At 74.0% G+C, this 972-nt stretch carries 2 protein-coding genes; both read right to left on the bottom strand.

Annotation, left to right across the window (positions count from 1 at the left end):
• Positions 1–283: 283 nt before the first annotated feature.
• Entirely contained in the window at positions 284–562 is a 279-nt protein-coding gene (locus ND748_RS32760) for an acyl carrier protein (RefSeq protein WP_251750128.1), read from the bottom strand.
• A 190-nt stretch (positions 563–752) separates the two neighbouring features.
• Positions 753–972: hypothetical protein (locus ND748_RS32755; protein WP_251750127.1), on the bottom strand; the 220-nt coding region annotated here is incomplete at its 5' end.

The following is a 972-nucleotide window of genomic DNA, read 5'->3' as shown; positions in this document are numbered from 1 at the left end:
GGCCGCCGCCCGGGCCGGCCGTCGGGACGCGGGCCGCCTCGGGCCGGCGCGGCGGGGGTGTGCCGCCCACGCACCCCACGAGGGCGAACCCGCAGCCGAGCACGCAGACATAGGCCACAAGGCGGATGAGTCGGCGCCGACGCACGGCTCATCGTCGCAGCATCCGCGCCGCCCGGCCCCCCGGGGTGGCCGAATCCGACCGGAGCGACCGGGTATGGGGCGGGGCCCGAGTTCCCGGGACCTGGCCTGGCCTGTCAGGACCGGTTCGGACCGAATGGTCAGGTCAGGTCACGGCGGAACCCGCGGCCCGCGTGCCGGAGAGGTGGGTGAGATACCGGTGGCAGGCTCTCGCGCGCTCGGCGTCCTCCCTCATCACGGTGCGGAAGAACTCGGCGATCTCCCGCTCGTCGGCGTTCTCCGCGTCGCGGATGAACTGCTCGTAGTCGTGCCCGGCCTTCAGCGCGTGGTACTGCACCGTGATCAGATCGTGGACGATGTCGCTGAACCCGGTCTCACCCGCCGCCCTCGTGTCACCGGTCGCCCTCGTCTCACCAGTCGCCATGAGAATTCTCCTTCTCGCAGTTCCGGGAGGTCGCTCGGACAACCACGGCGTTCCGCGACGGCCAGCCGCCAAACATCCGCGCCGCCGCCATCGCCCCGGCCGGCCTGGACCCACCACCGCAAACCCGGCGGCGCAGACCCGGTCGACCGAACCCCGCCCGCCGGGCGCGTCCGCCGGCGCGTCCGTGCGGTCAGTACAGGATGCGCTGGCCCGGACCGGATCCGCCGGCGGCGAGCGCCCGCGCGGACATCCGGTAAAGGGATGCCTGGGTGGCGTCGTTGCAGGTGTAGTACAGGTCGCCGCCGGGGTCGGCGAGAACGCCGAACAGCCGCTCGGTGTCGCCGACGCACGCCTGTCGCAGGACGGGCCGGACGGGGGCGGCGGTGCCGGCGGAGGCGGCGATGCCGGCG

It is taken from the genome of Frankia sp. AiPs1, assembly GCF_023716945.1.
Lineage (GTDB): Bacteria > Actinomycetota > Actinomycetes > Frankiales > Frankiaceae > Frankia.
Note: the sequence above shows the minus strand (reverse complement) of the source record. Positions and strands in the feature narration are given on the sequence as shown.